The organism is Bradyrhizobium sp. 40, from assembly GCF_023100925.1.
Classification (GTDB): Bacteria; Pseudomonadota; Alphaproteobacteria; order Rhizobiales; family Xanthobacteraceae; genus Bradyrhizobium.
Map to the genome: position 1 here is coordinate 463,965 of NZ_CP064688.1, position 19,193 is coordinate 483,157.

Sequence of the window (19,193 nt, forward strand, 5' to 3'; positions counted from 1 at the left end):
AGCCGCCATGCGATGGACGCGGCTGCCCTACGCTCGAAAGATATGGATCAAGGTGCGGAGCCTCGGTCATAGTGCGCGCCAAACAAACGAGCGGAGGAACACCAATGACCGACAGCCCCGTCCTGTGGACCCTGGACGCGCGTGGGGTTGCGACCGTCACGTTGAACCGGCCGGAGGTCAACAACGCCTATGACGGCGCATTGATCGCGGGCGTGCTTGCGGCCATGGACGATCTCGGCAGCAAGCCCAACCTTCGCGTCGTCGTGCTCCGGGGTAATGGCAAGCATTTCCAGGCCGGCGCCGACCTCAAATGGATCAACGGCGTCCGGCCGCAATCGACTGAGGTGAACGAGGCCGCGTCGCGTGCGACGTTCGAGGCCGTGCAGCGGCTCAACACGCTGCCGATCCCGACGGTTGCGCTAGTGCAGGGCGGCTGCTTCGGCGGCGGCACCGGCGTGATCGCAGCCTGCGACGTCGTGATCGCGGCCGACAACGCCCTGTTCTCGATCACCGAAGTGCGCTGGGGCCTGACCGCGGCCATCATCATCCCGCAGCTCTGCGATGCCATCGGCGTACGGCAAGTCCGCCGCTACGCGCTGACAGGTGAACGTTTCGGTGCCGAGGACGCCCGCCGCATCGGCCTCGTCCACGAGGTCGTGCCGCTCGCCGATCTCGAGGCCGCCGGCGCCAAGGTGGTCGAGCAGTTGCTTGCCAACGGACCGGAGGCGATGGCCGAGACCAAGCGGCTGGCGCTGGAGAGCTCGTTCGGCGGCATGGCGGTGGACGATGCGGCTTACACTCGGCTCGTGCAGCTGCATTCGCTGAAGCGCCAGAGTGCGGAAGCCGCGGAGGGGCTGGCGTCGTTCGCGGAGAAGCGCGCGGCGAATTGGAGTGGCGGCAAGGCCTGAGCGCGCCGCTCAGCAGCAATTCGATACGATCTGCATCGTGCACCATCCCAAATCTTGCCCACGGGACCGATTCGAATCCCCGTAATTCCGCGGGGCCGTCCTTAAGAGTTCAATCATTCCCGGCCATTATGGTTACGACAATTGTCACGCCATGGTGTCGAATGCACAGAGAAGTTCTGGGGTTTTGGAAGGCTGGATCGATCGTCGCGGCGGCAACGCTGCTGGTCCTGCATCCGGTTGCCGCTTCACCTCGGCTGGTCTCTCTGGCGTTCAATTCCCAGCTTGGGAGCCCCCAGCAGATCGGGGCGGATGAGTTTCGCCAGAAGCTGGTGGCATTGCCCGGCAAGCCCATCGTGATCGATCAGCGCGCCACCAATGCGCTCGGGAGCGAGAACGCCATTCTCGCAGCGACGCAGTCCGGCGCCGTCGATATGGCGGTGCTGTCGGGTTCGGTGGTCAGTGCGGTCGTCCCCGAACTCGGCGTGTTCGACATTCCCTTCCTGTTTCGCGATACGGCTCACGCCAAGGCCGTGGCGCAAGGTCCGGCCGGCGCGGCAATCGCCGCCAAATTCGGCGATAAGGGGCTGACCCTGCTGGCGATTGGCCGACAGGGCTTCCGCAACGTCACGAATTCAAAACGGCCCGTTCGTAGCCCCGACGATATCAAGGGTCTGAAGATTCGTGTCATCCCGAACCCGATCTATCAGATGACGTTCAAGGCGCTCGGTGCTGAAGTGGTCCCGATGGAATTTCCGCTGGTCTATACCGCGCTCAAGGACGGCCGGCTCGATGGGCAGGAAAATCCGGTGCCGACCATTGCCGGCTCGCGTCTCTATGAAGTCCAGAAATACCTCACATTGACCGGCCACTTCTTCGCGCCGGTCGTGTTCATCGCCAACCGGGCCATGTTCGAGCAGCTCACTCCGGCCGACCAGGCAACGTTGATCGCGCAGGCAAAGGCGGGAGCGGAGGCGACATGGCAGGCGAAGCTCGATGCCGCGTCGCTCGAGCAGGTGCGCAGCGGCGGCATGGACGTGATCGAGAAATTCGATCGCCAACCCTTCGTCGACGCGGTCAAGCCGCTCGATCAGGAATTCGAGAAGCGGTTCGGCAAGGATCTGCTCGCCACCATCCGGTCCACCCAGTAAGAATTTCGGGATCCCATGAAATTATCGCACATGATGTCCCGGGTCGGCATCCGTCCGCGCGTGTTTGGCGGTTTCGCGCTGGTTCTCAGCTTCCTGATCCTGCTGGCGGGCTTTGCCGTGGTCCAGGTCGAGCGGATCGGCGGAACGGTCAATGACCTCGTTACCAGCGCTGCTGGCGACGCGGGCATGTCACAGGCGCGTGCCGCGCTTTTGGAAGCGAACTCGGCGGTCGAGAAATTCATCCGAACCTGGAATGTCGGCGACAAGGATGCCGCAGCCAAGGCGATCGACGGCGTGGGCAAACTGGCCGATCAGGCCGATCGGCAATTCGGCAAGCTGCAAGCGATCGCGGAAGGCATCGGCCCGGTCAAGACGGCGCTCGAAACCTATCGTTCGTCGTTCACCGCGGCGGCGGATGCCGCGGATCGGCTGCGCGCCGCCACCACGAAGACCGACGCCCAGGGCGCGGCCGCCGGTCTCAATGTCAGCGGCATTCAGGTTGCGCTCGCCAATCGCTCGGATGACGCGGAACGGCTTGTCAACCCGATGCGGCTGGCCGGCGTCGTCGACGCGCTGCGCGTCACCGTGATGCGCTATGGCTCCACTTTGTCGACAGGCGATGCCGACGACGCCAGACAGGCGTTGTCCTACGCCCAGTTGGCGATCGCAGACACCGAGGCTGAGCTGGCGACGGCGGACGCCCCCAAATTGAAGACACTGGTCGCAGCACTCAAGACCGCGATCGCCGCCGACACGACGGCGCTCGAAGAGGTCATCAAGGTTGCCGCCGATCTACGCGCCAGGCAGGCCGAACTGAAGAAGGCGAGTGCGGCGATCGACGATCAGGTCAACAAGATCAATGCGAAGCTCGGCACCGTGCGCGCCGAGCAGGGTGACAAGACCTCGGCAGCGGTCGATCAAACCAAACAGACCGTCATCGCGACCGCGGCCGGCGCGCTGCTGCTGGGAGCGGTGCTCGCATGGCTGATCGGCGCCAGCGTATCCGGCCCGATTCGCGGCATGACAGACCGGATGCAATCGCTGGCGGCGGGCGAGCTCGATGATCCCATTCCGGGCGGCGAATCGCGCGACGAAATCGGCCGCATGGCGCGTGCCGTCGAGGTGTTCCGCGAAAACGCACTGGCGGTTCGTCGTATGGAAGGCGAAGCCACGGCACAGCGCGAAGCTACCGAGGCCGACCGTGCCCGCATGATGTCTGATCTTGCCGGCCGCTTCGAGCAGGGCATGCAGGGGGTGATTGCCGGTGTCGGTGGTCGCGCCGACGACATGGGGCGCAGCGCCGAGGAGTTGGCAAAGGTCGCCGAGCGTGGTCGAGGGCTCGCCGAAGCGGTCGCGACCCGCGCCGAGCAGGCATCGATGAACGTGCAGACCGTCGCCTCCGCCACCCAGCAGCTCGCGGCCTCGATCCGCGAAATCTCGAGCCAGGTGCATCGCTCCGTCGCGGTCTCGAACCGGGCCACCGACGAGACCAACCGCACCTCCGATTTGATCCATGGGCTCTCGGACGCAGCCGAAAAGATCGGCACCATCATTCAATTGATTCAGGCCATCGCCAGTCAGACCAATCTGCTGGCACTGAATGCGACCATCGAAGCGGCCCGCGCCGGTGACGCCGGCCGGGGCTTCGCGATCGTCGCCAGCGAGGTCAAGAGTCTCGCCACCCAGACAGCGCAGGCGACCGAGCAGATCGCCAGCCAGATCGCGACGATCCAGAGTGCGACCGGCCAATCGGTCCAGGCGATCAAGCAGTTCGGCACCACCGTCAAGGAAATGGCCGACATCGCCACCGCGATCGCCGCGGCGGTCGAAGAGCAGGGCGCGGCAACGGGCGAAATCGCCCGCAACGTCGAAGAGGCGGCCAACGGCACCACGGCGGTGACGCAGGAAATCGGTCAGGTGCGCGCGGTGGCGGGCGAGACCGACGCCGGTGCCGAAGCCGCTCTTACGGTCGCGGCGGCCCTCAAGCAGCAGGCGGATTCAATGAAGTCGAACGTCGACGATTTCCTCCACACCATCCGCTCGGCGGCCTGAATTCCCGGAGAAATCGGCGACGGCGCCGGTGCAAACGAAACGGGCCTTACAGCACCGGCAACAGCGAACTCTTCAATTCGCGCAATAGCGCCTGAACCGCTGCAGCCTGGACCCGTCGCTCGGGAATGGTGGCCTTGACCCATAGATCGGGGATTGGAAAATCCGGCAACACGACCTGCAACGTGCCTTGGCGTAGGGCCTCTTCCGCAAGGTAGTGCGAGATGAAGGCGATGCCGTTGCCGGCGATCGCGCTCTTCACGAGCACGTGGCCTTCGTTCGAACTCAACAGCGGGCGGACCTGAACGGTGATACGGTCGCGCGGCCCGTCGAACACCCAGTCCGGGCCGGTGGGAAGAAAACTCAGGCAACGATGATCGACCAGATCGCGCGGGTGCCGCGGCATGCCGTGTGCGCTGAGATAGGCCGGTGACGCGCACAACAAGCGCTTCAATCGGCATAGGGGTTCGTCGACCACGCCGCCGAACGAATGCGGGAACGCGCCGATGGCGATATCGAATCCTTCCGTCACCGGATCGACGGGACGGTCGATCAAGACGATTTCGAGTTTCAGCTTCGGGTTTTGGGTCTGGAACGCGCTGAACACATCGGCAAGCCGGGCGATGGTCAGCGATGTCGGTGCCTTGATACGCAAATGATCGATAAGATCATGTCCTTTCTCGCCCATGCGCGACAGGAGATCGCCGACATCGGCGACCACGCTCCGCGCCCTCTGGACATATTCCTGGCCGGCCGCGGTCAGCCGCAATTGCCGCGTCGAGCGATGAAACAGCGGCGTGCCGATCCGCGCCTCCAATTGGGTGACCCGCTTTGCGACCACCGAAGTCGCGACGTTGAGTTTTCTCGCCGCGGCGGAAAATCCGGCGGCGTCCGCGGTGGCGAGGAAGGCTTGGAGGTTCACGAGGACGTCCATTTTTCACCTTTCTCGATTCGCGAAAGCTGATCGTGTATTTTGGTGGATTGTAGCCCGGCACGCGTTAATTCATAGTCGGCTTAACAAGAGATTTCGGGAGCAGAACGCGCCATGCAGGCCATGACGATCGAAGAACCGGCGCGCCATGTGCCGATCTATGGCGAATATGAAGTGGTCGTGCTCGGCGGCGGTCCGGCCGGCATCGTGGCGGCGGCCTCAAGCGCACGCGCGGGACGGAAGACGCTGCTGATCGAGCGCTACGGCTTTCTTGGCGGCATGGGGACCGCTGCCGGCGTCACCAATTTCTGCGGCCTGCACGGCAATGTTTACGGCGAGGCCCACCGACTGGTGCAGGGCATGGCGTCCGAGCTGCTGGCGCGGATCGATCGCTTGAACGGCCTCAATGCGCCGCATCTGATTCTCGGCAAGGTCTTCGCCCAGGCCTACGACACCGCCGCCTACAAGATCGCGGCCGACCAACTGCTCGCCAGTCACAAGGTGCACATCCTCTTCCATGCGCTCGGTGCCGGCGTCGTGATGGGCAACGATCGGCGCATCGATGCGCTAATGGTCGAGACCAAGGCCGGCCGGCAGGCGGTGCGATCGGAGATCTTCATCGATTGCTCCGGCGACGGCGATCTTGCGGTCTGGGCCGGCGCGCCGTTCGAATTCGGCGACGAGCACGGTCATCCGATGTACCCGTCGATGATGCTCCGTCTCAACGGCATCGATCCCGCGAAGGCCGGCGATGCCTGGCGCACCATCCCGCAATTGATGGAGAAGGCAACCGCCGCCGGCACCCACACATTCCCGCGCAAGAGCGCGATCGTGCGGCCGCAGAAGTCCGGCATCGAATGGCGGGTGAACTTCACGCAAGTGGCGCGCGAGGACGGCCATGCCATCAACGGCATCGAGCCTGACGATCTCACCCGCGGCGAGATCGAGGGCCGCAAGCAAGCGCTCGCCGCATTCGAATTCCTGCGCACCGTGCCGGGCTTTGAAAAATCCTACATCGTCGACCTGCCGCCGCAGCTCGGCATCCGCGAAACCCGCCGCATCACCGGCGGCTATCAGCTTAGCGGCGAGGACGTGCTCGGCTGCGCCTCGTTCGAGGATTCCATCGGGGTCAATGGCTGGCCGATCGAGGCCCATGTCCCCGGCGACGTCGTCTTCACCTTCCCGCCGATCCCGGAATCGCGCGGCTATAACGAGCTGCCTTACCGCATGCTGGTGCCCGAAGGCGTCGACAATCTGCTGGTCGCCGGCCGCTGCGCCTCGATGACCCATGAGGGCCAGTCGGCGGCCCGGGTCTCCGGTGCCTGTTTCGTGATGGGGGAGACCGCCGGTTCCGCCGCCGCGCTGGCGCTCTCCGGAAACCGGATCCCGCGTGACATCCCCGTTGAAAAGCTGCAGGAAACGTTGAAACAACAGGGCGCCTTCATCGGACGGGACCAGCCCGTGCCCGAGGGCCTGTAACCGACTGCAAGATAACGACGGCGAGGAAACGAAATGACCGGAATTGTGCGGCTCGCGCTAGCTGGCTTGATGGCGATCACAGCGATGGGCACGGCCCGAGCCGAGGACGCGCTGAAAGCCAGGATCGGGGTGCTCAGGCTATCCTCCTCCGCGCCAGTCTTCATCGCGCAGGACAAGGGCTATTTCCGCGAGGCCGGCCTCGACGTCGAGCTGAAATTCTTCGATGCGGCGCAGCCGATCGCGGTGGCTACCACATCCGGCGACGTCGATTTCGGCGTCACCGCCTTCACCGCCGGTCTTTACAATCTCGCCGGCAAGGGCGTGCTCAAGGTGATCGGCGGCATGAGCCGCGAGAAGGCCGGCTATCCCCTGATCGGCTATTTCGCCAGCAACAACGCCTATGCGAGCGGCCTGAAGACGCCGAAGGATCTCGCGGGCAAGCGCGTGGCGATGACGCAGGTCGGCTCCTCCTTTCACTATTCGCTCGGCCTGCTTGCCGACAAATACGGCTTCAAGCTCGCCGACGTGAAGATCGTGCCGCTGCAATCGCTGTCGAACGCGGCGGCCGCGCTGAAGGGCGAGACCGTGGATGCCGCGCTGCTGCCGATCTCCACCGCGCGAAAGCTGATGGACGACGGCGGTGCGAAGTTTCTCGGCTGGGTCGGCGACGAGACGCCCTGGCAATTGGGCGCGGTGTTCGCTTCACCGAAGACGCTGACCAACAAGGTGCTGGTGACGAAGCTGCTCGGCGCTTTGGCAAAAGCCGACCGCGAATATCACGACGTCATCCTTGCCGCGATGAAGGACGGCGTCGCGCCGATCAATGACAAGACAAAGCCGCTGCTGGAGATCATCGCCAAGTATACGAACCTCCCGGTCGAGCAGGTGGTCGGCAATTGCGCCTATATCGATCCCGACGGCAAGCTGGATGTGAAGAACGTCGACAATCAGATCAAATGGCTCCAGGAGCAGGGTTTTGCCGACAAGGGCTTTGACGCGAATGCGATCATAGCCAAGGAATTTGTGAAGGCGGATTGAGAGTAGAACGCAGCCTATGGACCTGATCGCCAACCACATCACCCATCGTTTCGGCGAACTCGCGGTGCTCGACGACGTCTCGTTCACCGTCAGCGCGGGCGAGGTGGTGGCGATCGTAGGGCCCTCGGGCTGCGGCAAGAGCACGCTGCTGTCGATCCTCGGCGGGCTGTTGCTGCCGACCTCCGGCGCGCCTGAGCTGCGTGGATCGCCGCCGGCGGACAGTCTCAATCCGCTCACCTTCGTGTTCCAGGATTTTGCGCTGCTGCCCTGGGCCAATGTGGAAGAGAACGTCGAATTCCCACTGCTGCACACCCAGCTCTCGACCGTGCAGCGCCGCGCGCTGGTCGACGACGCCTTGCGCCGCACCGGTCTGACCGATTTTCGCAAAACCTATCCGAAGCAGCTTTCCGGCGGCATGCGCCAGCGCGTCGGCATTTCGCGCGCGCTCGCTGTGCGCCCCGCCATCCTGCTGATGGATGAGCCGTTGTCGGCGCTGGATTCGCAGACCCGCGAACTGCTGATGGAGGATTTCGTCCGGTTGCTCGCCGATGGCGGCATGGGGGCGGTCTATGTCACACATAATCTCGAAGAGGCGGCGCGGCTTGCCGATCGCATCGTGGTGCTGTCGCGGCGTCCTGGCCGTATTCGCGAAGTCGTGAGCGTGCCGATGACGCGCACCGAGCGTGGTGACATTGCAGCCCGTGAAAAGCTGCTCGTGCTGCAGAACCAGATCTGGTCGCTGATCCGCAACGAGGCGATCGATGCCGAGCGCGAGGTCCAGCATGCTTGATCGCGCTCCGGCGGGAACATCTGTGAAGGATGAATTGGTCCGGCGCGTCCGTTTTCGCGGCGCCGGCTTCGTGCCGGCGAGCAGCCGTTTCGGCGGCTGGATCGCGCTCGCGCTGGTCATTGCGATCTGGCAGGCGGCGGGCAGCGGCGGTCTCGTCAATCCGCTGTTCCTGCCACCACCATCGGCGATCGCGCGTGCGATCTACCAGCTCGCGATCTCGGGTGCGCTGTGGCAGCACCTTTCCGCGTCGCTCCTGCGCATCGGTGTCGGCTGGCTGCTCGGCACGGCGGCCGGTGTCGCGGTTGGCTTTGCCATCGGCCTGTCGCGGCTGGCGCGCAGCGTCGGCATCACTTTCATCTCGGCGCTGTTTCCGATCCCGAAAATCGCGCTGCTGCCGCTGTTGATCCTCTGGCTCGGCATCGGTGAAGAGCCCAAGATCGCGACCATTGCGCTCGGGGTGTTCTTCTCGACCGCGATCTCGGTCTATAGCGGTGTCGACGCGGTGCCGCGCAATCTGATCCGCATGGCACAAAGCTTCAACGTGCCGTTCGCCACCATCGTGCGCAAGGTGGTCTGGCCGGGCGCGCTGCCCGCGATCCTCGCCGGCTTCCGCATCACGTCGTCGGTGGCGCTGCTGCTCGTCGTCAGCGCCGAGATGATCGGCGCGCAATACGGCATCGGCGCGTTCGTGCTGCAGGCCGGCAATTTGATGCAGACGGATCAGCTGCTCGCGGGCGTGGTGATTTTGTCGGTGTTTGGATTGATGGTGGGGCGGGTGATCAACTGGCTGGAGACACGGCTGTTGCACTGGCGGTGAGGTTTACTCCGTCATTGCGAGCGCAGCGAAGCAATCCAGACTGTCGCCCCAGAAAGATTCTGGGTTGCTTCGCTGCGCTCGCAATGACGACGGGGCTGACAGCGCAGCCTAAACGTTCCCACGATCCTCGCGGAACAAGTCCAGCTTCTGCTGCACGGGTCGGTCCGAGAAGCTGAACAGGACCGCGTCCATATCCGCCTCGTGCGTGACCCATTGCCAGCTCGGCACCACGAACAGGTCGCGCGGGCCCCATTCGAAGGTCGAGTCCCCGATGCGGGTACGGCCGTGGCCTTCGATCGGACAGAACACCGTTGCGTCCGTCGCGCGATAGCGCGCGGTCTTGAAGCCCTTGGGCAGCAGCTGGATGAAGGTGCCGATGGTCGGCATCGCGAAGTCGCCGGTCTCGGGGTTGCTGAACTTCAGCTTCAGCCCGTGACATGCGTCCCACTCCTGGCTCGCGCGGGCCTTCTCCAGTGCCTCGCGCGTGTAGGCATAGGGATAGCTGAAGATCGGCGAGGTCTTCGAGCTCCGCTTCACGTCGACCGGCAGCAAATTGTGGCCGTAGCGCGCGAAGCTGTCGCCGGCGGGCCTTGTAATCTTCTGCTGATCCTCGTTGGAGCCTTCCGCGAAGGAGCAGTCGAAGAACTGCACCAGCGGAATGTCGAGACCGTCGAGCCAGAACATCGGCTGGTCGGTCTCGTTGGAATGATCGTGCCAGGTCATCGACGGCGTGATGATGAAGTCGCCGGGCTCCATCGCGGTGCGCTCGCCGTCAACCGCTGTGTGGGCGCCCTTGCCTTCGAGAACGAAGCGCAGTGCCGATTGGCTGTGCCGGTGGGCGGGCGCGACGTCGCCGGGCACCACCATCTGCACGCCGGCATAGAGGGACGTGGTGATTTTCGACTGCCCGCGCAGGCCGGGATTCTCCAGCACCAGCACACGCCGCTCGGCTTCTTTCGCCGTGATCAGCTTGCCGGCTTCAGTCATGTAGTCGCGGATGATGTCGAACTTCCACAGATGCGGCCGGCAGGCGCTCTTCGGCTCCGGCGTGATCAAATCGCTCATGACGGTCCAGAGCGCGGTGAGATTCTCGCCGTCGATCTTCTTGTAGAACGCCTCGCGTTCCGGCGTCTTGGTCACGGCTTCCATGGTGCGCTCCCGTCGTTTTGTTGATTGACAGTATACTTACGATCCAGGTAACGTCAACGTGCGAACGAGAACGAAACGGGAGGGTTCCGATGAAGCTGCACGGCTATTTCCGCTCCAGCGCCGCCTACCGGGTACGGATCGCACTGAACCTCAAGGGTCTCGGTGCCGAGCACCTGCCGCATCACCTTCGCAAGGGCGAGCAATGCGCGCCCGCCTATCTCGCCATCAATCCGCAGGGTCTGGTGCCCGCGCTGGAGAACGATGCGGGCGCAGTGCTGACCCAATCGGTTGCCATCATCGAATGGCTCGACGAGACCCATCCCAACCCGCCGCTGCTGCCGAGGGATGCGTTGCAGCGCGCCAAGGTGAGGGCGTTCGCGCTGGCGATCGCCTGCGATACTCACCCCGTGCAGAATCTGAAGGTGCTGGCGCGGCTACGCGAGCTTGGCCTTGCCGAGGAGAAGGTTCAGGATTGGGCGGCCTGGGTCAACCGCGAGGGGCTCGCAGGCTGCGAGACGCTGATCAGAAACGAGCCGGGCCTGTTCTGCTTCGGGGATGCGCCGACGCTCGCCGATCTGTGTCTGGTGCCGCAGCTCGCCAATGCGCGCCGCTTCGGCGTCGACGTCTCCGCCTATCCGCGCCTGCTTGAAGCGGAAGCTGCGGCCAAGGCGCTGCCGGCGTTCGTCAACGCCGCGCCGGAGAACCAGCCCGATGCCGAGTAAGCCGCCTCCGATCACGATAGACGCGGTCTATGCCGCGCCGGGCTATCTGTTCCGGCGCATGCAGCAGATCGCGGTCTCGATCTTCATGGAGGAGTGCAAGGCGTTCGACCTCACGCCGGTGCAATACGCGGCGCTGATCGCGATCCACACCCATCCCGGCATCGACGCGACGCGGCTGTCCGCGGTGATCGCCTTCGACCGCTCCACGCTCGGCAGCGTGATCGAGCGGCTTCAGGCCAAGGATTTCGTCGAGCGCAGGCCAGCGCCGGAAGACAAGCGGATCAAGCTGCTCTATTTGACCAAATCAGGCGCGGCGATCCTGCGCGACATCATTCCCGCCGTCGAACGCGCCCAGGCGCGGATGCTCGAACCGCTCAAGCCGGCGGACCGCAAGGCGCTGATGGGGCTCCTGGTGCAGCTCGTCGATCTCAACAACGAGGCATCGCGGGTGCCGCTCCGGGCGGAGGATGCGCTGGAGCATCTGGGGAAGGCGGGGTGAGGGTGGGGGCGTCAAATACCGCCGTCGTCCCGGCGAAGGCCGGGACCCATAACCACCTAGTTTGGTTTGGCGAAGACAGGTGGTGACCAGCTCGCGCAATAACTCTCACTCGGCGTATGGGTCCCGGCCTTCGCCGGGACGACAGCGAGAGTGTGGCCACATCCTTCCTCACATCCTCAACAGCGCCTGCCGGTCGATCTTCCCTGTCCCCGTCTTCGGCAATTCGTCGATGAAGATCACCTCACGCGGATACTTGTACGGAAGCAGCTTGCCTTTCACGTAGTCCTGCAGCCTGCGGGTCGTCTCGCTCTGATCCGCCGCGCGGCTGTTCATCACCACGACTGCCTTCAGCGTCATGCGCCGGTCCGGCAGCTCGGCCGCGAACACCGCGCATTCGCGGATGTCCGGGTGATCGGCGAGGCACAGCTCGACCTCAAGCGGGTAGACCCACTGGCCGGAGATCTTGATGAGATCGTCGGCGCGGCCGCGGAAGAAGTGAAAGCCGTCGGCATTGCGGACGAAGCGGTCGCCGGTGTAGATCCAGCCGCCTTCGCGGATGGTCTCGGCGGATTTGTCCGGCCGGTTCCAGTACAGCGGCGTGTTGGAATCGCCGCGCACCCACAAGATGCCTTCCTCGTCGTCGGCGACGTCCCGGCCGTCCTTGTCGCGCAGCGCGACCTCGTAGCCGGGCACGCGCAGGCCGGCGGCGCCGAGCTTCTTCCGCTCGGGGCGGTTGGAGAGATAGATGTGCAGCACCTCGGTCGAGCCGAGGCCTTCGACGATCTCGAGACCGGTGAGCGTCTTCCAGCCGTTGAAAACGTCGGCCGAGAGCACCTCTGCGGCTGAGAGCGCCATGCGCAGGGACGAGAAGTCGGTCCTGTCCGCACCCTCGGCCTTGGTCAGCGACGTATAAAGCGTCGGCAGGCCGAAGAAGACGGTCGGCTTGTATTGCTCGATCGCCTTGAAGATCGCCGCAGGCTTCGGCTGGCCCGGCAACAGCAGCGTGGTCGCGCCCGCCGAGAACGGGAAGGTGATCGCGTTGCCAAAGCCATAGGCGAAGAAGATTTTTGGCACCGAGAAGCAGATGTCGTCCGGCGTCAGCTTCAGCACGTTCCTGGCAAAGGCGGCCTCGCTATAGGCCATGTCGTGCTGGAGGTGCACGATGCCCTTGGGCCGGCCGGTCGATCCGGACGAGTACATCCAGAACGCCATGTCGTTGCGGTGCGTGTCGGCTTCCGCGAGCTCAGTCGGAAATTGCGGAAGCCAACCGGCGGCAGAAATGGCGTTTGGTGCGGCGTGATCGCTCACCGCGCCATTGACGACGACCAGCGTATGCAGGGCCGTGTCCTTGCAGGCCTCGGCGTTGAAACGTGCACAGAACTCGGCATCCGCCACCGCGACAGAAGCGCCGGAATCGGCGAGATAGAATTGCAGCAGATCCGGCGGCGTCAGCGTGTTGATCAGCAGCGGCACGAAGCCGGCGCGCACCGCGCCGAAGAACGCTGCCGGATAGGCCGGGGTATCGTCGAGGAACAGCAGCACGCGGTTGCCGCGCTCGAGGCCGAGCGAGGCAAAGCCGTTGCCCCAGCGCCCGGCTTCCGCGCAGAGCTCCGCGTAGGTGCGCGTGCCCGCGGGGCCAATGAGCGCGAGCTTGTCGCCGCATCCTCCCGCGAGATTGTCGAACAGCACGCGGCTGGCATTGTAGACCTGCGGAACGGAAAAGCCGATCTCGCGCGCGCCCGCGCTGTTGGCGGGCACCTGGTCGTGAATCTGCCCGCTCATGCCTCGTCCCCACCGTTCTTGGCGGCTTCGTAGCGCGCCATGAAGGCCGGCGACATCGCGCGCAGGCGGGAGTCGTCGATGCGGCCTGAGCGGGTGATGTAGCTATAGGCAAAGTCCATCAGGCCCTGCTGCATGTGCTGAGCAAAGTGCTCGTACCAGAACGCGCTGGTCCGCGCGGCGTTGACGAGCTTCTGCACCACCGGCTTTCGCGCGGCCTGGTAGCGATGCAGGGCGGTCGAGAGATGAGCATCCGATTCCAGCGCCTTGACCAGCGCAATGGCGTCCTCGATCGCGAGCCGCGTGCCCGAGCCGATCGAGAAATGCGCCGAGTGCAGGGCGTCACCGAGCAGCACCATGTTCTTGAACGACCAGTGCTCGTTCCAGACCCAGGGGAAGTTGCGCCAGACCGATTTATTGGAGACCAGCGAGCGGCCGCCGAGCGTGTCGGCGAACACCTCCTCGCAGACACCCTTGGACTGCTCCACGTCCTTGTAGGCGAAACCGTAGGCCTGCCAGGTCGCGTGATCGCATTCGACCAGGAACGTGCTCATGGTGGGCGAGTAGCGGTAGTGGTGGGCGTTGAAGGCGCCGCGGTCGGTCTTGACGAAGGTCTGCGACAGCGTGTCGAAGCGTTTCGAGGTGCCGTACCAGACGAACTTGTTGGAGGAGTAGGACAGCGAGGTGCCGAAATCGCCCTCGAAGGCGCGGCGTACCAGCGAGTTCAGCCCGTCGGCGGCGACGATCAGATCATGGCCGTTGAGCTGGTCGATGGAGTGGATCGGCGTGTCGAAGCGTGGGGTGACGCCGGCATCGAGCGCGCGCTGCTGCAGGAATCGCAAGAGTTCGAGCCGGCCGATCGAGGAGAAGCCGACACCGTCGATGGCCACGCTGTCGCCGCTCAGGTTCAGCGTGATGTTCTCCCAGCTCTCCATGTGCGGCGCGATCGCGTCGACCGTCTCGGGGTCGTCGGCACGCAAGAATTCCAGGGCCTGATCCGAGAACACGACGCCAAAGCCCCAGGTCGCGTCGGCCGGGTTCTGTTCGAACAGGTCGACCTGATCCTCGGGATGACGCTTCTTCCAGAGATAGGCGAAGTAGAGCCCACCGGGCCCCCCGCCAATCACGGCGATCCGCAACGTCTGTCCTCCCTGATTGACAGTATACTTACTATCTAGGGGTAGACTAATGTGCTCCAGCTTCCCGCGCCAGCGGAATTACCGGCGAAGCGCGCGGCACGCCGAAGCTCATGCCCGGACGCGCGTTTGGCGCGTGTCCGAAGCAGTGACGTGCGAAGCATAGCCAAACCGCGCCGGCTTGGCCATCCGCACCGTCAGACGCAGGCTGATCCAGCCGCCGTTCACCAGCGCCGTGGTGCGGCGGGCCGCCGGATGGCTTGCTTCTCTAGCGTGCAGCAAACGGCGCCAGCACGTCCTTGCAGGCGGGCGACAGCGAAGCGGCATTGTTGGCAACGCATTGGATGATCCGACCGCCACCTGGCGCCACGCTGCCGCACAGCGTGCGGACATCCTCGCGACATGCGGACTGGACGATGAACAGCTCTTCGCGTGGCCGCAGCGGGCGCAGCACGATCACGGCAGGCGCGGCTGCCGGTGCAGGAGCGGCGCCCGCAGGTGCCGCCGTTGCTGCCGCGCCACCGCCGGCCGCGGCGCTCACGGCCTTCTCGCAGGCCGGCGAAACCTTTGTCTTGTTCTTCTCCAGGCATTCGAGCGCGGGCGCGCCGCCCGGCGGGACGCTGGCGCACACCTTGGGATAATCGGAGCGGCACGCGCTCTTGACGGCGGCGACCTGCGCGCTGCTCGGCGGTTTGGCCGCAGCGGCGGCTGCAGCGGCCTTCGGCGCGGCCGCGGCAGCGGGCTTTGCGGCGGGAGCGGATTCAGCCTTCGGCGCGGCAGGCGCGGTCTCCGCCTTGGGTGCAGCCTCCTTGGGTGCAGCTTCGGCCTTCGGCGCGGCCTCGGTCTTTGGCGCCGCAGCAGGCTCGACGGCGCGAACCGCGGTTTGGCATCCCGATGACAGGCTGGACATGTTCTTCTGCAGGCATTGATAGGCTTCTACACCGCCGGGCGTGACGCTCGAACAGTGCGCCATGAAGTCCGAGCGGCATGCGGAGCGGATCGCGCTCTTCTGCGCCTCGGTCGGTGCTTGTGCGAACGCGCCTGCTGCAGTTGCGAAGAGAGCCGCCGCCAGCAACGTCCCGCGTGCCGACGCATGTTTCAACATGTTGAACATCTGAGTGAATTCCCGCCCTGTCGATAACGCCGACAATTTTTCAAATGTGATGCAAACAATCGTCGCGGGTGATGCCGCGCGCGGCATCATTGGCCGCCGCGACCTCTACCGCAAGTAGATATTGGCTTTGCAATTGCGACGTAACTACGTCGTCAGAGCTTGACCATCCGCTTGCCGCGGTTGTCGCCCGCCAGCAATCCGATCAGCGCCTTCGGCGTGTTCTCGAGGCCGTCGATGATGTCCTCCTGCACCTTCAGCTTGCCGGACGTGACCCATGCCTGGAGGTCGGCGAGCGCGCGCTGGCTTTCCTTCATGTAATCCATCACGATGAAGCCTTGCATGACGAGCCGTTTCACCACGATCAGGCCGGGCACGCCGCGCGGGCCGTGTGCCGAGGGCGCGCCGTCATATTGCGAGATCGCGCCGCAGCAGGCGATGCGGCCGTAATTGTTCATCTGCGGCAGACAGGCCTCGAGAATGTCGCCGCCGACATTGTCGAAATAGACGTCGATGCCCTTCTGAGCCGCCGCGCGCAACGCCTTGAACACCGCGCCGTCCTTGTAGTCCACGGCGGCATCGAAGCCGAGCTCGGAGGTCAGCCAGTTGCACTTGTCGGCGCCGCCGGCGATGCCGACCACGCGGCATCCCTTGATCTTCGCGATCTGCCCGACGATCGAGCCGACCGAGCCCGCGGCCGCGGAGACCACGACCGTCTCGCCCTCTTTGGGCTTGCCGATCTCCAGCAGGCCGAAATAAGCCGTGAGGCCGGCGATGCCGAACACGCTGAGCAGATGCGTCATCGGCTCGAGCTTCGGCATCTTGGTGAGGTGCTTGGCGGGCACTGCCGCCAACTCCTGCCAGCCGGTGTCGCCGAACACGATGTCGCCCGGCGCAAGCCCCGGCGCCTTCGAGCTGACGACCTCGGCGATGGCGCCGCCGGCCATCACGCTGTTGGCTTCGACTGCTGAACGATAGGTCGCGCCGTGCATCCAGGCGCGGTTGGCGGCGTCGAGCGAGATGTATCGCACGCGCAGCAAGGCCTCCCCGTCCTTCGGCTCGGGCACCGCACCTTCGACCAGCTTGAAGTGCTCGGGGCCGAGCTTGCCGCTGGGCTTTTCCACCAAAAGAATCTGACGATTGACGCTGCCGATCATGATGTTTCCCCTCGGTCGTTTGACGATTATTGATGCAGCTGCCGCAAGAAAAACGTGCAAGCCGCTTTCGTTGTGCGCTGCATGAAGGCTAGATCGCGGGCGCCAGTTTCGCAACGGGAACATCCGCCCCGACGATCGCACGCCAAGCGTGTTGCGCAGCCGTCATATCTGCGACATCATGAAGCGGTCGGTGTAGCGGGGGTGTTCAATGTCGAACAGGTTTACGCAATTCATTCTGGTGGCGATGGTGCTCGGCATCATCATGGGCGCGGCGATCTACAATTTCCTGCCCGATACGCGGGGCGATTGGGCCTCGTCCATCAACCTGATCGCCGTGATTTTCCTGCGCCTGATCAAGATGATCATCGCGCCGCTGGTGTTTGCGACCCTGGTCGGCGGCATTGCTCATATGGGTTCGGGCTCCAAGCTCGGCCGCATCTTCGCCAAGACCATGGGCTGGTTCGTCAGCGCCTCTTTCGTCTCGCTGATGCTCGGCCTCGTGATGGTCAATCTGCTCCAGCCCGGCGCGAATTTCCCGGGTACGCTGCCTGACAAGGCGCAATCGACCGGCCTGCCGGTTTCCGCCTTCTCGATCGAAAAATTCCTGACCCATCTGATCCCGACCTCGATCGCGGACGCGATGGCGCAGAACGAGATCCTGCAGATCGTGATCTTCGCCGTGTTCTTCTCGGTGGCGATGGGTTCGATGCCCGAGCGCTCCAAGCCGATCCTGGCGCTGATCGACGATATCGGCCACATCATGCTCAAGGTGACGGGCTATGTGATGCTGTTCGCGCCGTTCGCGGTCTGGGCCGCCATCACCGCGACGGTTGCCAAGAACGGCCTGCTGGTGCTCTGGAAGCTCATCGTCTTCATGGGTGGCTTCTATCTCTCGCTCGCGCTGCTGTGGGGCATCCTGGTGGTCGTGGGCTTCATCGTGATCGGGCCGCGCTACGCCCATCTGCTGAAGCTGATCCGCGAGCCGCTGATGATCGCGTTCTCCACCGCGAGCTCCGAAGCGGCCTATCCGAAAACCCTGGAGGGGCTGAACAAGTTCGGCGCCTCGTCACGGATATCGAGCTTCGTGCTGCCGCTCGGGTATTCCTTCAATCTCGACGGCACGATGATGTACTGCACCTTCGCGAGCGTCTTCATCGCGCAGAGCTACCACATCGACATGCCGCTCGGCACTCAGCTCGCGATGCTGGCGACCCTGATGATCACCTCGAAGGGCGTCGCCGGCGTGCCGCGCGCCTCCCTCGTGGTGATCGCCTCGACGCTGTCGCAGTTCGGCATCCCCGAGGCGGGGCTGTTGATGATCATGGGTATCGACACCTTCCTCGACATGGGCCGCAGCGCCACCAACGTGATCGGCAACACGCTCGCGACCTCGGTGGTGGCCAAGTGGGAAGGCGAGCTCGGGCCCGAGCACGAGCTTGAGCCGGGTGATGCCGTGCCGGGGGACATGATCCCCGGCGAAGTGCCTGCGATGGCCGGCCATTGATCGGAGTGCATCATGCGCCTTTCAATGGCGATATCGGGCGGCTTGTTGCTGGCAGCGTGCCAGCTGGCCACGGGTGCCTCCGCCCAGACCGGTGGCAGCGAAGGGCTTAGCCCGACGCTGTCAGCGATCAAGACCGCGCACACCGTGCGGCTCGGCTATCGCGAGAGCTCGCCGCCGTTCTCCTTCCTCGATCAGGCCAACCGGCCGATCGGCTACAGCCTCGAGCTTTGCGAGGCCATCGTCGAGGAGATCGGCGTCGAGGTCGACGATCCCAATCTCAAGATCGTCTACGTCAAGGTCACCTCGGATGACCGCATCGACGCCGTGCTCCAGAACAAGATCGACCTGGAATGCGGCTCGACCACGGCCAATGCCGAGCGCGGCAAGCGCGTCGCCTTCTCGCCGCTGATGTTCGTCGCCGGCACCAAACTGATGGTGCCGAAGCCGTCCAGCGTCCAGTCACTGGCTGATCTGAAGGGCAAGACCATCGTGGTGACGAAGGGCACCACCAACGAGCAGGCGATCCAGGCGGCCGACAAGAAGTCCTCGTTGGGACTGACCATCGTTGTCGGTGCTGATCACGAACAGTCATACCAGATGCTCGTCGACGGCAAAGCCGATGCGTTTGCGACCGACGACATCCTGCTGTCCAGCCTGATCGTGCGCCACAAGGCACAGGACAAGTTCCGCGTCACCGGCGATTACCTGTCCTACGATCCGTACGGCATCATGTTCCGAAAGGGCGAGCCGCAACTGACGGCCGTGGTCGATCGCACCTTCCGCAAGCTCGGCTCCAACCACGACCTCGTTCCGCTCTACAACAAATGGTTCACCGCAAGGCTTCCGACCGGCGAACGGCTGAACGTGCCGATCTCGCTGCAGCTGGAGGAAGCCTTCAAGGCGATGGACGATTCTGCGAGCGCGAATAACTAGTGCCTGTGCGACGAGCGCCGCTGCGCCCTCTCCCTTTACAAGG

17 protein-coding genes are annotated in these 19,193 nt (G+C 64.4%); 11 read left to right on the forward strand and 6 right to left on the reverse strand.

What is annotated here, in order from left to right:
• Window positions 1-104 precede the first annotated feature (104 nt).
• From IVB40_RS02170 to IVB40_RS02180, 3 genes are all read left to right on the forward strand, one after another.
• Window positions 105-908: an enoyl-CoA hydratase-related protein gene (locus tag IVB40_RS02170; RefSeq protein ID WP_247817979.1), complete on the forward strand. Its 804-nt coding sequence runs from the start codon at window positions 105-107 to the stop codon at window positions 906-908.
• 161 nt (window positions 909-1,069) lie between these two features.
• Window positions 1,070-2,056 (forward strand): TRAP transporter substrate-binding protein, encoded by a 987-nt coding sequence (locus tag IVB40_RS02175; RefSeq protein ID WP_247283086.1) that lies wholly within the window; start codon window positions 1,070-1,072, stop codon window positions 2,054-2,056.
• A 15-nt stretch (window positions 2,057-2,071) separates the two neighbouring features.
• Window positions 2,072-4,108: a HAMP domain-containing methyl-accepting chemotaxis protein gene (locus tag IVB40_RS02180; protein ID WP_247283088.1), complete on the forward strand. Its 2,037-nt coding sequence runs from the start codon at window positions 2,072-2,074 to the stop codon at window positions 4,106-4,108.
• A 46-nt stretch (window positions 4,109-4,154) separates the two neighbouring features.
• Here the strand turns inward: IVB40_RS02180 and IVB40_RS02185 are convergent, their stop codons facing one another.
• A complete protein-coding gene (locus IVB40_RS02185; protein ID WP_247363017.1) occupies window positions 4,155-5,039 on the reverse strand; it encodes a LysR family transcriptional regulator in 885 nt (294 codons plus the stop codon).
• 111 nt (window positions 5,040-5,150) lie between these two features.
• Between IVB40_RS02185 and IVB40_RS02190 the strand changes: the two genes are divergently transcribed.
• The 4 genes from IVB40_RS02190 to IVB40_RS02205 are packed head-to-tail and all read left to right on the forward strand — an operon-like array spanning window position 5,151 to window position 9,160.
• Complete coding sequence (locus IVB40_RS02190) at window positions 5,151-6,515, forward strand: FAD-dependent oxidoreductase (protein WP_247432409.1); 1,365 nt, start codon at window positions 5,151-5,153, stop codon at window positions 6,513-6,515.
• A 33-nt stretch (window positions 6,516-6,548) separates the two neighbouring features.
• The gene (locus tag IVB40_RS02195; protein WP_247283094.1) at window positions 6,549-7,553 is read left to right on the forward strand and encodes an ABC transporter substrate-binding protein; all 1,005 of its coding nucleotides are present in this window, start codon (window positions 6,549-6,551) and stop codon (window positions 7,551-7,553) included.
• Window positions 7,554-7,569: 16 nt separating this feature from the next.
• Window positions 7,570-8,343, forward strand: a complete 774-nt coding sequence (locus IVB40_RS02200; protein WP_247817980.1) for an ABC transporter ATP-binding protein — start codon at window positions 7,570-7,572, stop codon at window positions 8,341-8,343.
• Window positions 8,336-9,160, forward strand: a complete 825-nt coding sequence (locus tag IVB40_RS02205; protein ID WP_247283097.1) for an ABC transporter permease — start codon at window positions 8,336-8,338, stop codon at window positions 9,158-9,160. Before IVB40_RS02200 ends, IVB40_RS02205 begins: the two co-directional genes overlap by 8 nt.
• Window positions 9,161-9,268: 108 nt before the next feature.
• Here the strand turns inward: IVB40_RS02205 and gtdA are convergent, their stop codons facing one another.
• Window positions 9,269-10,309, reverse strand: a complete 1,041-nt coding sequence (gene gtdA, locus IVB40_RS02210) for a gentisate 1,2-dioxygenase (protein WP_247817981.1) — start codon at window positions 10,307-10,309, stop codon at window positions 9,269-9,271.
• 89 nt (window positions 10,310-10,398) lie between these two features.
• Here gtdA and maiA point away from each other — a divergent pair, with 89 nt between their 5' ends.
• Both maiA and IVB40_RS02220 read left to right on the forward strand, forming a co-directional pair.
• Window positions 10,399-11,031 (forward strand): maleylacetoacetate isomerase, encoded by a 633-nt coding sequence (maiA, locus tag IVB40_RS02215; protein ID WP_247817982.1) that lies wholly within the window; start codon window positions 10,399-10,401, stop codon window positions 11,029-11,031.
• Window positions 11,021-11,530 (forward strand): MarR family transcriptional regulator, encoded by a 510-nt coding sequence (locus IVB40_RS02220; RefSeq protein ID WP_247817983.1) that lies wholly within the window; start codon window positions 11,021-11,023, stop codon window positions 11,528-11,530. The genes maiA and IVB40_RS02220 overlap by 11 nt, the downstream gene beginning before the upstream one ends.
• Before the next feature lie 168 nt (window positions 11,531-11,698).
• On the opposite strand, the gene IVB40_RS02225 is transcribed toward IVB40_RS02220, so the two are convergent.
• From IVB40_RS02225 to IVB40_RS02240, 4 genes are all read right to left on the reverse strand, one after another.
• Complete coding sequence (locus IVB40_RS02225) at window positions 11,699-13,312, reverse strand: benzoate-CoA ligase family protein (protein ID WP_247817984.1); 1,614 nt, start codon at window positions 13,310-13,312, stop codon at window positions 11,699-11,701.
• The gene (locus IVB40_RS02230) at window positions 13,309-14,448 is read right to left on the reverse strand and encodes an FAD-dependent monooxygenase (RefSeq protein ID WP_027515222.1); all 1,140 of its coding nucleotides are present in this window, start codon (window positions 14,446-14,448) and stop codon (window positions 13,309-13,311) included. Before IVB40_RS02230 ends, IVB40_RS02225 begins: the two co-directional genes overlap by 4 nt.
• A 265-nt stretch (window positions 14,449-14,713) precedes the next feature.
• On the reverse strand, window positions 14,714-15,559 hold the full coding sequence (locus IVB40_RS02235) for a cysteine rich repeat-containing protein (protein ID WP_247817985.1): 846 nt from the start codon (window positions 15,557-15,559) through the stop codon (window positions 14,714-14,716).
• 152 nt (window positions 15,560-15,711) lie between these two features.
• Window positions 15,712-16,713, reverse strand: coding sequence for an NADP-dependent oxidoreductase (locus tag IVB40_RS02240; protein WP_247817986.1), 1,002 nt, complete (start codon window positions 16,711-16,713; stop codon window positions 15,712-15,714).
• A 208-nt stretch (window positions 16,714-16,921) separates the two neighbouring features.
• Here IVB40_RS02240 and IVB40_RS02245 point away from each other — a divergent pair, with 208 nt between their 5' ends.
• Together IVB40_RS02245 and IVB40_RS02250 are read left to right on the forward strand one after the other, a co-directional pair.
• Window positions 16,922-18,217 carry a dicarboxylate/amino acid:cation symporter gene (locus IVB40_RS02245; protein ID WP_027569994.1) on the forward strand — a complete coding sequence of 432 codons (1,296 nt, stop codon included), beginning with the start codon at window positions 16,922-16,924 and terminating at the stop codon, window positions 18,215-18,217.
• Window positions 18,218-18,229: 12 nt separating this feature from the next.
• On the forward strand, window positions 18,230-19,150 hold the full coding sequence (locus IVB40_RS02250; RefSeq protein ID WP_247817987.1) for an amino acid ABC transporter substrate-binding protein: 921 nt from the start codon (window positions 18,230-18,232) through the stop codon (window positions 19,148-19,150).
• The last annotated feature ends 43 nt before the right edge of the window (window positions 19,151-19,193 follow it).

What these genes read in the sequence shown, in the direction of transcription:
- IVB40_RS02220 (WP_247817983.1), top strand. Translation starts at nt 11,021, where the DNA reads ATGCCGAGTAAGCCGCCTCCGATCACGATAGACGCGGTCTATGCCGCG.
- IVB40_RS02190 (WP_247432409.1), top strand. Translation starts at nt 5,151, where the DNA reads ATGCAGGCCATGACGATCGAAGAACCGGCGCGCCATGTGCCGATCTAT.
- IVB40_RS02225 (WP_247817984.1), bottom strand. Translation starts at nt 13,312, where the DNA reads ATGAGCGGGCAGATTCACGACCAGGTGCCCGCCAACAGCGCGGGCGCG.
- IVB40_RS02195 (WP_247283094.1), top strand. Translation starts at nt 6,549, where the DNA reads ATGACCGGAATTGTGCGGCTCGCGCTAGCTGGCTTGATGGCGATCACA.
- IVB40_RS02235 (WP_247817985.1), bottom strand. Translation starts at nt 15,559, where the DNA reads ATGTTCAACATGTTGAAACATGCGTCGGCACGCGGGACGTTGCTGGCG.
- maiA (WP_247817982.1), top strand. Translation starts at nt 10,399, where the DNA reads ATGAAGCTGCACGGCTATTTCCGCTCCAGCGCCGCCTACCGGGTACGG.
- IVB40_RS02185 (WP_247363017.1), bottom strand. Translation starts at nt 5,039, where the DNA reads ATGGACGTCCTCGTGAACCTCCAAGCCTTCCTCGCCACCGCGGACGCC.
- IVB40_RS02200 (WP_247817980.1), top strand. Translation starts at nt 7,570, where the DNA reads ATGGACCTGATCGCCAACCACATCACCCATCGTTTCGGCGAACTCGCG.
- IVB40_RS02170 (WP_247817979.1), top strand. Translation starts at nt 105, where the DNA reads ATGACCGACAGCCCCGTCCTGTGGACCCTGGACGCGCGTGGGGTTGCG.
- IVB40_RS02250 (WP_247817987.1), top strand. Translation starts at nt 18,230, where the DNA reads ATGCGCCTTTCAATGGCGATATCGGGCGGCTTGTTGCTGGCAGCGTGC.
- IVB40_RS02205 (WP_247283097.1), top strand. Translation starts at nt 8,336, where the DNA reads ATGCTTGATCGCGCTCCGGCGGGAACATCTGTGAAGGATGAATTGGTC.
- IVB40_RS02240 (WP_247817986.1), bottom strand. Translation starts at nt 16,713, where the DNA reads ATGATCGGCAGCGTCAATCGTCAGATTCTTTTGGTGGAAAAGCCCAGC.
- IVB40_RS02175 (WP_247283086.1), top strand. Translation starts at nt 1,070, where the DNA reads ATGCACAGAGAAGTTCTGGGGTTTTGGAAGGCTGGATCGATCGTCGCG.
- IVB40_RS02245 (WP_027569994.1), top strand. Translation starts at nt 16,922, where the DNA reads ATGTCGAACAGGTTTACGCAATTCATTCTGGTGGCGATGGTGCTCGGC.
- IVB40_RS02180 (WP_247283088.1), top strand. Translation starts at nt 2,072, where the DNA reads ATGAAATTATCGCACATGATGTCCCGGGTCGGCATCCGTCCGCGCGTG.
- gtdA (WP_247817981.1), bottom strand. Translation starts at nt 10,309, where the DNA reads ATGGAAGCCGTGACCAAGACGCCGGAACGCGAGGCGTTCTACAAGAAG.